Origin of the sequence: Pseudomonas simiae, from assembly GCF_900111895.1 — a bacterium.
In the GTDB taxonomy this organism is placed as follows: Bacteria; Pseudomonadota; Gammaproteobacteria; order Pseudomonadales; family Pseudomonadaceae; genus Aquipseudomonas; species Aquipseudomonas simiae.
On the sequence record NZ_FOKB01000016.1, the window covers coordinates 63,095 to 72,487 of the forward strand.

The 9,393-nt window shown below is 62.2% G+C and carries 5 protein-coding genes and 1 pseudogene; 3 read left to right on the forward strand and 3 right to left on the reverse strand.

Annotated elements, in window-relative coordinates; translation table 11 throughout:
* Nucleotides 1-2 precede the first annotated feature (2 nt).
* From BMZ57_RS28695 to BMZ57_RS28705, 3 genes are all read right to left on the reverse strand, one after another.
* On the reverse strand, nt 3-1,448 hold the full coding sequence (locus BMZ57_RS28695) for a mechanosensitive ion channel family protein (protein ID WP_069673417.1): 1,446 nt from the start codon (nt 1,446-1,448) through the stop codon (nt 3-5).
* 177 nt (nt 1,449-1,625) lie between these two features.
* A complete protein-coding gene (locus BMZ57_RS28700) occupies nt 1,626-2,492 on the reverse strand; it encodes a pirin family protein (protein WP_010209757.1) in 867 nt (288 codons plus the stop codon).
* A gap of 76 nt (nt 2,493-2,568) precedes the next feature.
* Entirely contained in the window at nt 2,569-3,774 is a 1,206-nt protein-coding gene (locus BMZ57_RS28705) for a multidrug effflux MFS transporter (protein WP_069673416.1), read from the reverse strand.
* Nucleotides 3,775-3,873: 99 nt separating this feature from the next.
* Between BMZ57_RS28705 and BMZ57_RS28710 the strand changes: the two genes are divergently transcribed.
* From BMZ57_RS28710 to BMZ57_RS28720, 3 genes and pseudogenes are all read left to right on the forward strand, one after another.
* On the forward strand, nt 3,874-4,980 hold the full coding sequence (locus BMZ57_RS28710; protein ID WP_010209755.1) for an efflux RND transporter periplasmic adaptor subunit: 1,107 nt from the start codon (nt 3,874-3,876) through the stop codon (nt 4,978-4,980).
* 2 nt (nt 4,981-4,982) lie between these two features.
* Nucleotides 4,983-8,066 carry an efflux RND transporter permease subunit gene (locus BMZ57_RS28715; protein ID WP_069673415.1) on the forward strand — a complete coding sequence of 1,028 codons (3,084 nt, stop codon included), beginning with the start codon at nt 4,983-4,985 and terminating at the stop codon, nt 8,064-8,066.
* 134 nt (nt 8,067-8,200) lie between these two features.
* A pseudogene (locus BMZ57_RS28720) lies at nt 8,201-9,393 on the forward strand (type IV secretion protein Rhs); the annotation flags it as partial.

The following is a 9,393-nucleotide window of genomic DNA, read 5'->3' on the forward strand; positions in this document are numbered from 1 at the left end:
AACTACAATCCGCGATTGCGCAACCATTGCAGGAACCCCTTCTTGACCGGCACCACCGGCGCGTCCTGGGTCAAGGCCTGCGCGGCGTGCAGGCGGAAATCCAGCAGGGTCTTCATGGCCTCGCTGATGTCATGACGCGCATCCAGGCAGGGTTTCAGGTATTCCTTCTCAATGCGATACAAGGTGCAGAACGTCTTGGCCGAGAAGTCCGCCAGCGCCGCCTGGTCCGACAGGATCCCTGCCTCGCCAATCACCTCGCCCGGCCCCATCCGTCCTGCTTCGACCTTGTGCCCACCCTTGGTCAGCATCACCGAGACCACGCCGGACTCGACAATAAACAAATGGTCACTGACCTCCCCCGCCGGCAGGATCATCTCGCCGGCGCGGTAGGCGTTCAGGGTCATGTTCTGGCTGAATGTGTCTTTCTCTTCCTGGCGCAGGGTGGAGAAAATCGACGAGCGTTCGAGCAATGCGCGCGCCGCGGACATGGCCGGCGGTGTGCTGCTTTCGGTGGCCGACAGCAATCCCACCCCGGCCGCTTGCAGGTGCCTGAAGGCCAGGTCGTAAAGCTGGTTGCGCACCTCACGCTTGAGGCTCATGGCGGGTACAAATCCGCTGATTTCATACTCGACGCCGCCACTGGCCGAGGCCTTGAACGCCACGCTCGGCGCCGGATTGCCCAGCAGCGGCCGACACCCTTGCATCGCCCGCTCCAGCGCCTCGATCACGGTTTGCGGGCGCGCATGGGGGCTGACCTGCAGGCTGACCGACAGGCCGAACATGTCCGCCGGGCGCGAGAAGTTGATGATCTTGGCCTTGGCCGCCAGGGAGTTGGGGATTACCGCCAGACTGCCCTGAGAGGTTTGCAGGCGCGTGGCGCGCCAGTCGATGTCAGTCACTCGGCCTTCGGTGCCATCGATGGAGATCCAGTCATCGATCTGATACGGCTTGGTGGTATTGAGGACAATCCCGGAAAACACGTCGCTCAACGTGCTCTGCAATGCCAGACCGACAATGATCGCCACCGCACCGGAAGTGGCGAGCACACCTTTGACCGGCAAATCGAGCACATACGCCATGGCGGCGATGATCGCGATCAGGAAGATCACAGCCCCCACCAGGTCTTGCAACAGGCGCCCGGTGTGGCCGACCCGCTGCATCATCACCGCACCCAGCAACACCGTCAGCGTGCGCGCCGCAAACAGCCACCAACCGATCTGCAAGGCAGTGGCCGAGAGGTGCAAGGCGGTGTTGTCCGCATAAGGCGCCACTTGCATGGGGTTCATGCCGTCGTTGAACAGCACGGCGCTGTACACGGCAAAAATCGCCAACCGCGCCGCCAGCTTCCAGTTGGCGAGGTTGACGGAAATAAGACGCCACACGGCGATGTCGATAAAGATCAGCGCCAGGGCGCACAGCATCGGGTGATCAGCGATAAATGAGGGCATCCAGGCGACTCCAGGGCGAATGCGCAGAAGATCGCATGAAATGGAGTTATCGGGTATAGCACAAACGAAATGTGGGAGCGGGCTTGCTCGCGAATACGGTCGGCCAGTCAATGTTTCTGTGACTGATGCACCGCATTCGCGAGCAAGCCCGCTCCCACACTGGATTACACGGGGCCGTTAAATTTGCATTTGCCCAAACTTGCCCGATTGAAAATCAGCAAACGCTTGATGAATCTCCTGCTCGGTATTCATCACAAACGGTCCATGCCCGACGATGGGTTCGTCGATGGGCTCCCCGCTGAGCAGCAACACCTTGGCGTCGTCATTGGACTCCAGTGTGAGTTGACTGCCATCGCGCTCGAACAACGCCAATTGCCCTTGGCGCGCGACTTCCTCGCCATTGACCAGCACTGTTCCGCGCAGGATGACCAACGCGGTGTTGCGCCCTGCGTGCAGGTCCAGAGTGACTGGCTTGCCGGCGTTGAGGCGCAGGTCCCACACGTCGATAGGCGTAAACGTACGGGCGGGGCCCTGGGTGCCAGCAAACTCACCGGCAATCAGGCGCAGTTGCCCGGCGTCGTTGGCCAGCGGCAGTACCGGAATATCGCCGTCGACAAGGGTCTGGTAACCGGCGTCGGCCATTTTGTCCTTGGCCGGCAGGTTGACCCACAGTTGCACCATCTCCAGCTTCCCGCCGCTGCGGGCGAAGGCGGCGGAGTGGAATTCCTCGTGGAGGATACCTTTGGCGGCGGTCATCCATTGCACGTCGCCAGGGCCGATCTTGCCGCCAGCACCGGTGGAATCGCGGTGTTCGACTTCGCCGTCGTAGACGATGGTCACGGTTTCAAAGCCGCGATGAGGATGCTGCCCGACGCCGCGTCGTTGCTCGGTCGGAGTAAAGTCGGCCGGGCCAGCGTGGTCCAGCAGCAGGAATGGGCTGATGTGCTTGCCCATGGTGTCGTAGGAAAATAGTGTGCGCACCGGGAAGCCGTCGCCCACCCAGTGGGCGCGGGGACTGGTGTAGATGCCGATGAGTTTTTTCATGGTGATCCTCCAAAGTGAGTCCACCATAAGACGTCGGGCCGTTGAGCACTAGCCGGCAGATACAACCGTAACTGTCCTATGTATAGGACAATCTTTTGGCCTGACGCTGACGCAACAGGTGAAACGCCACAAAGGCCGTCGCCGCAAAGCACGCCTGGATGACGATCATCGGCGTGGCGCTGCCATCGCGTAGCAGGCTCAACAGCACGCCGCTGCAGGTGGCGCCGAACATTTGCGCAAACCCCATCAGCCCGGCTGCCAGGCCCGCGCGGTGGGCGTTAGGCATTACCCCGCCCGTCACCGAACCTGGCAAGACCAGGCCGCCGCCGAGGGTCACCAGCGCAATCGGAATATCCAGACCCAGCACCGACAGGCCGAACAGCGCATAAATGACCACGGCCGAGACCCCGCCAGCGGCCACCATCGCCACGCCCATTGTCACAATCCGCTGGGGGCCCAGGCGCATGATGTTGCGCCGGGTGTAGGTGGAACCAACGATCAGCATCGACACAATCAGGCCGAAATTGATGCCGTACTCAAGGCTGCTGAAGCCCAGCAAGTTGATAAACACCGCCGACGAGCCCGCGATCACCGCAAACATGGCGCCATAGGTGCACGCCAGCGCCACGGCGAACGCACGGTACTGGCGCCCCCTGAGCAGATCCAGGTATTGCCCGCCCAGGGAGCGCCAGTGGCCGGCCTTGGGGTCCAGGAAGTGATTGCTCTCGCGATAGAACAGCAGGACCACTAACAGCACCACGCTACCAATCGCCAGTGCCAGCATGATCGGCGCACGCCAGCCGAGCCATTTGATCAGCAGGCCACCGACCATCGGCGCCACCACGATGGCGTAGAGCATGCCGATCATGGTCAATGCCAGGGCCGGCCCTGCTTCTGCCTTCCATACATCGCGCACCACCGTGCGCGCCAGTACCAACGCGGCGCACGCGCCCAGGCCTTGCAGCACGCGGGCGGCGATGAAGTGCTCGATGTCATCGACCAACAGCATCGATAAGGTCGCCAGCCCATACAGCACCAGACCGCCGATCAGTACCGGCCGACGGCCGATGCGGTCCGACAGCGGGCCAAACAGCAATTGCCCGAGGCCGAATGCGGCGACAAACGCCGACAGCGCCCTCAATGACGAGCCCGCTGGAGCGGCCAGTGCCTGCTCGATGGCGCCAAGGCCGGGAATGATCAATTGGGTCGACACTTCACCCAGCGCCGTCAGGGCCACCAATAAAAACAACAAGCTTCGCGATGGCGCCGGGGCGTTTGTCATGAGGAGCATCCGGGGGCTGGATTAATTTATATTTCGACCATAATATGCGTAAAAAATTATGTCCATAATTTTTTGCCCACGGTTACCCCGGAGCCCGCCATGCACCCTCTTCCCTTGCGTCTTCTCACGCCCCTGGCCCTGTTGATCATCCTCAATGGCTGCAACAGCAAGGCCGACACCGCCGCTGAAACCCCACTGCCGCGCCCGGTCCTCGCGGCCAAAGTCGAAGCCGCCGGCACCCAGCAAAGCGCCTATACCGGCGTGGTTGCGGCACGCACCGAAAGCGACCTGGGCTTCCGGGTCAGCGGCAAGGTCATCGAGCGTAAGGTCGACCCCGGCCAGCACGTGTCCCGTGGCGACACGCTGCTGGTACTGGACATCGGCGATTTCGAACTGGCCCTGCGCTCGGCCAAGAACCGCGTGCATGCCGCCCAGGCACAACTGCGCCAGCGCCGTGACGACGAAAACCGCTACCAGCGCCTGGCCAGCACCGGCGCCGTGTCGCGGCAGATCTTCGACCAGTCGGCGACCCTCCTGCGCGTGGCCGAAGCCGAGCTGGCTTCGGCACAATCCGACGCCAGCCAGATTGAAAACCGCCGTACCTACTCCGTGCTCAAGGCTGATGGCGACGGCATCATTACCGACGTGCGAGTGGACCGTGGCCAGGTGGTCGCCGAGGGGCAGATCGTCGCACGCCTGGCCCATGACGGCGCGCGCGAAGCCATCGTCAACCTGCCGGAAAACCAGCGCGACCAGGCCGCGCAGAAAGCCCTGGCCTTCCCCTTTGGGGCCCCGGACCAGGCGGTGACCGCCACCCTGCGCGAACTGTCCGCCAGCGCCGACCCGACCACCCGCACCTACCGCGCCCGCTACGTCCTGCACGGCGCAGTCGACCGCTTTGCCCTCGGATCCACCATCACCGTACGCCTGCAAGGCAATGGCCAGGCGCAGCAAACCCGGGTGCCCATCGGCGCCCTGCTGGATTCAGGCCAAGGCACCGGCGTCTGGCTGATCGGCGCAGATGACAAGGTCAGTTTCGCGCCAGTGAAAGTCGCCAGTCTTGGCCAGGAAGACGCCCTGCTCGACAGCGGCGTAAGCCCCGGCCAAGTCATCGTTGCCCTCGGCGCACACCTGCTGCACAGCGGTGATCCCGTGCGCCTACTGCCCGCTCAGGTGCTGGCCCTCAACCGCAAACAGGACAACTGAGCATGCGCGGTATCAACCTTTCCGAACTGGCGGTCAAGCATCGTGCGGTCACGTTGTTCCTGATCATTGCGATCCTCGCCGCCGGGATCTTTTCGTTTGGCAAACTGGGGCGCGCCGAAGACCCGTCCTTCACCGTCAAGGTAATGACCATCACCGCTGCCTGGCCTGGCGCCACCGCCCAGGAAATGCAGGAACAGGTGGCTGATCGCCTGGAAAAGCGCCTGCAAGAGCTGGACTACTACGACCGCGTCGAGACCATCGCCCAACCGGGTTTCGTATCGATGCGCATGACCTACAAGGAGTCCACACGCCCCAGCGAAATCCAGGACCTGTTCTACCAGACCCGCAAAAAGCTCAGCGACGAAGCCGCGAAGCTGCCCCAGGGCGTGATCGGGCCTTTCTTCAACGATGAATATTCCGATGTGTATTTCGCGCTGTACGCTTTGGAGGCCGAACATCTGCCCCATCGGCAACAGGTGCAGATGGCCGAAGAACTGCGCCAGGGTCTCCTCAACCTGCCGGGCGTGAAGAAGGTCAACATCCTCGGCGAACAGGCACAGCGCGTGTTTGTCGAGTTCTCCTATGAACGCCTGGCGACCCTGGGCATCAAGCCGGACCAGATCTTTGCCGCCCTCGCCACACAGAATGCCGTGGCGCCATCGGGCTTCGTCGAGACCGCCGGGGCTCGCGCCTATCTCCGCATCGACGGCGCGTTCGACAGCCTGTCACTGATTGAAAACGTACCGCTGGAAGTCAACGGCCGCGTGCTGCGCATCGCCGATGTGGCAACCGTCAGCCGTGGCTATGAAGACCCGCCCAGTTACCGCATCCGCCACCAGGGCGACCCGGCGTTGATGCTGGGTGTGATCATGGAGAAACACTGGAACGGCCTGGAACTGGACAAGAGCCTCAAGGCCCAGGAAGCGAAGATTCAGGCCGACCTGCCCCTGGGCGTGAACTTCGCCAAGGTCTCCGACCAGGCAAAAAATATCCGCCTGGCGGTGAACGAATTCATGCTGAAATTCTTCGTCGCCCTGGCCGTGGTCATGGTGATCAGCCTGTTGGCCCTGGGCTTCCGCGTCGGGTTGGTGGTGGCGGCGGCTGTGCCGCTGACCTTGTCAGTGGTGTTTGTGATCATGCTGCTGACCGGGCGCGAATTCGACCGCATTACCCTCGGCGCGCTGATCATCTCCCTAGGCTTGCTGGTGGATGACGCCATCATCGCCATCGAGATGATGGTGGTGAAGCTTGAGGAAGGCTTCGACCGGATCCATGCCGCCACCTTTGCCTGGAGCTCCACAGCGGCGCCGATGCTGACCGGTACGCTGGTGACCATCATTGGTTTCCTGCCGGTGGGGTTTGCGCGTTCCGGGGCCGGGGAATATGCCGGCAATATTTTCTGGATCGTCGGCTTTGCACTGATTTCGTCGTGGTTGGTGGCCGTGGTCTTCACGCCGTACCTGGGCGTAAAGCTGTTGCCGCAGATCAAACCGGTGCCCGGCGGCCATGATGCGATTTACGCCGGGCGTTACTACCAGAAACTGCGCAGCCTGGTGCAAGCCTGCGTGCGGCGCCGCTGGCTGGTGACGGGGCTGGTCGTCGGCGCGTTTGTGCTGTGCGTGGCGGGCATGGGCGTGGTGAAGAAGCAGTTCTTCCCCAACTCCGACCGTTCCGAGCTGATTCTGGAGGTGTACATGCCGCCCGGCAGCGCCTTCAAAAGCACCGAAGCGGTAGCCGCGCGGCTGGAAAAAGCCCTGCTGCAAGAGCCGCAAACCACCCTGGTCGACACCTATGTGGGGGGCGGTGCACCACGCTTTTTCCTGTCGTTGAACCCGGAACTGCCGGACCCGGCGTTTGCCAAGCTGATCGTGCAAACCCCCGACTCTCATGCTCGCGACGCGTTGAAACTGCGCATGCGGGAGCGGATTGCCGCGGGTGAGTTTGCCTCGGCGCGGGTGCGCGTAACCCAACTGCTGTTTGGCCCGCCCGTGCCGTTCCCGGTGGTGTTCCGGGTCTCTGGACCCAATCTGGATGTGCTGCGTGGCGTGTCCGAAGACGTGCGCAAAGTCGTCGCCGCCAACACACTGACCAAGGACGCCTTCCTCGATTGGGGCGAGCGCACCAGCGGTTATCGGCTGGTGCTGGACCAAGACCGTCTGCGCCTGCTGGGCTTCACCCCCAACGAGGTGAAATCCCAGCTCAATGCCCTGCTCAGCGGCAACCCGATCACTGAAGTGCGCGAAGGCAACCGCACCGTCTCCGTGGTCGCCCGCGCCCAGGGCAGCCAGCGCGAGGACCTCGGCAACCTCAACAACATGACCCTCACCAACAGCGCCGGCACCTCTGTGCCGCTGGCCCAGGTCGGACATTTCCAGGCGGTGATGGAAGAACCGATCCTCAAGCGCCGCAATCGCGCGACCACCGTGGAAGTGCGCGCCGATATCATCGACGGCGTGCAACCGCCCGACGTGGAAATGGCCGTGTACAAAGACCTGCAGCCGCTGATCGCCAAACTGCCCGCCGGCTACCAGATCGATATTGGCGGCCCGGTTGAGGAAAGCGCCAAGGCTAACGTTGCCCTGGCCGCGCTGTTCCCGATCATGATCCTGCTGACCCTCACGGTGATCATGTTCCAGGTGCGTTCGTTCGGGGTGATGTTCATGGTCTTCGCCACTGCGCCGCTGGGCTTGATCGGTGCAGTGCCGACGTTGCTGCTGTTCAACCAGCCATTCGGCTTCAACGCGATCCTGGGCCTGATCGGGATTGGTGGGATCCTGATGCGCAACACACTGATCTTTACCGACCAGATCCGCCAGAACCAGGACCACGGCATGCCGATTCACGCGGCAATCATCGAGGCCACCGTACGGCGTGCGCGGCCGGTGATCCTGACCGCGTTGGCGGCGGCGCTGGCGTTTATTCCGCTGACGTTGTCGGTGTTCTGGTCGTCCCTGGCCTACGTACTGATCGGCGGCGTGCTGGTGGGCACGGTGTTGACGCTGTTGTTCCTGCCGGCGTTGTGCAGCCTGGTGCTGGGGCGTGAGAAGACGAGAGTTGTCGAAACTTCCCACATAACTGCCGGATAAGCTCTACTCCCCTCCTCCGGGAACCTCTGCAAAGTCCCTCGCCTGACTACACAGTGCGAGGGATTGCAGATGGATTTTCTTGTTGTTGGAGCGGTTTCTTGAACCCGGCCATTGGCAGGCTGGCCCTGACCCCAATGGATGTGAAGACGGTCGATATCGAGGGCGTCTTTCGCGACTTCCGGGATTGCCTGAACACTTTTGATGACTGGGCGGAAAGCTTCTGGAGCTTTTCCGCGCTGGATATTGAACAGGTCTTCAAGGTCGGGGATGAGGTGGCGCTGGTCGCGCCGATCAACCGCTCCCTTTTTCCGAGCAGCACCGTCGCTACTTGCCAGGCCACCGGCACGTTGACCTTGGTGCACATGTTTCAAAGCACGCGAGCTGTACCCATCGGCAACACGCAAGTGGTGCTTCAGCGCGTCGACCCCAACGGCGGCCCACTGGGCGAGCCGATCCACAAAACCATCGGCCCGAGCGGCATTCTCGAAGTCGACGAGTGTGAGCGCGACCAGCAGTACCGCGTCAGCTTCTATCCCAATGTCTCAAGAGACCACGTCAAGGCGCTGTATGCGTCTTATCAAACGGTGATTGACGCGCTGGAAGTTCGCCTGCGCGAAGCGTGGGAAAGTACCTACGAAGCGCAGTGGAAGGATTACACAGACGCTCACCCTCTTGATCAACGCAGGATGCTGGAGAAGGCGTTTGTTCAGGGAATGGGTAAGGCGCTTTACAGCCTTTGGGACAACTTCACGCAACTGTATGGCCTGCTGGCGGATATCCAGACCCACAGTGAGAAGTGGCTGCAATACGTTACCCAGACCGAACTTGATGAACTGCTGAAACTGGGCAAGGAGGCCATTGGCCGCGGACTGCTGGTGCTCAGCGATGAACCGCTGGTGTTTATCTATGTGTCGGCGATATCCAGTTGGATACGGATGTTGCCGCCGCAAGAAATGAACGAGGTGATGGGGGAAATCACCGGCGATGTATTGATCGGGCTGCTGCTCGTGAGGGTTGCAGGCGCCATGGGTGTGACCCTGCGCCTGGGCCCCCAGGTGGTGGGGCATATCAAATCCGGCCGCACGCGTAGATGGCTGGAGAGGCTGGCCGATCAGCTCGTCGGGCCTCGGTTGGACGCGCATGTCGAAGCGGCCAAGCCGTTGTTGCTGGGCAGCGCGGCGACGCCGATCAGGGTAATTCCGGATGTGCCATTGAAGGTTGGGGATCAGGTGGTTGCCAACCCGGTACCGCTGGTTCGGGACAAGGCCACGCAACGGACGGTGTTGGTGCGGCAGGAGCCTGTCGACGATGTGCCTGCTTCTGCTCG

Coding starts and splice junctions, on each gene's coding strand:
- BMZ57_RS28695 (WP_069673417.1), bottom strand. CDS start 1,448: ATGCCCTCATTTATCGCTGATCACCCGATGCTGTGCGCCCTGGCGCTG.
- BMZ57_RS28700 (WP_010209757.1), bottom strand. CDS start 2,492: ATGAAAAAACTCATCGGCATCTACACCAGTCCCCGCGCCCACTGGGTG.
- BMZ57_RS28705 (WP_069673416.1), bottom strand. CDS start 3,774: ATGACAAACGCCCCGGCGCCATCGCGAAGCTTGTTGTTTTTATTGGTG.
- BMZ57_RS28710 (WP_010209755.1), top strand. CDS start 3,874: ATGCACCCTCTTCCCTTGCGTCTTCTCACGCCCCTGGCCCTGTTGATC.
- BMZ57_RS28715 (WP_069673415.1), top strand. CDS start 4,983: ATGCGCGGTATCAACCTTTCCGAACTGGCGGTCAAGCATCGTGCGGTC.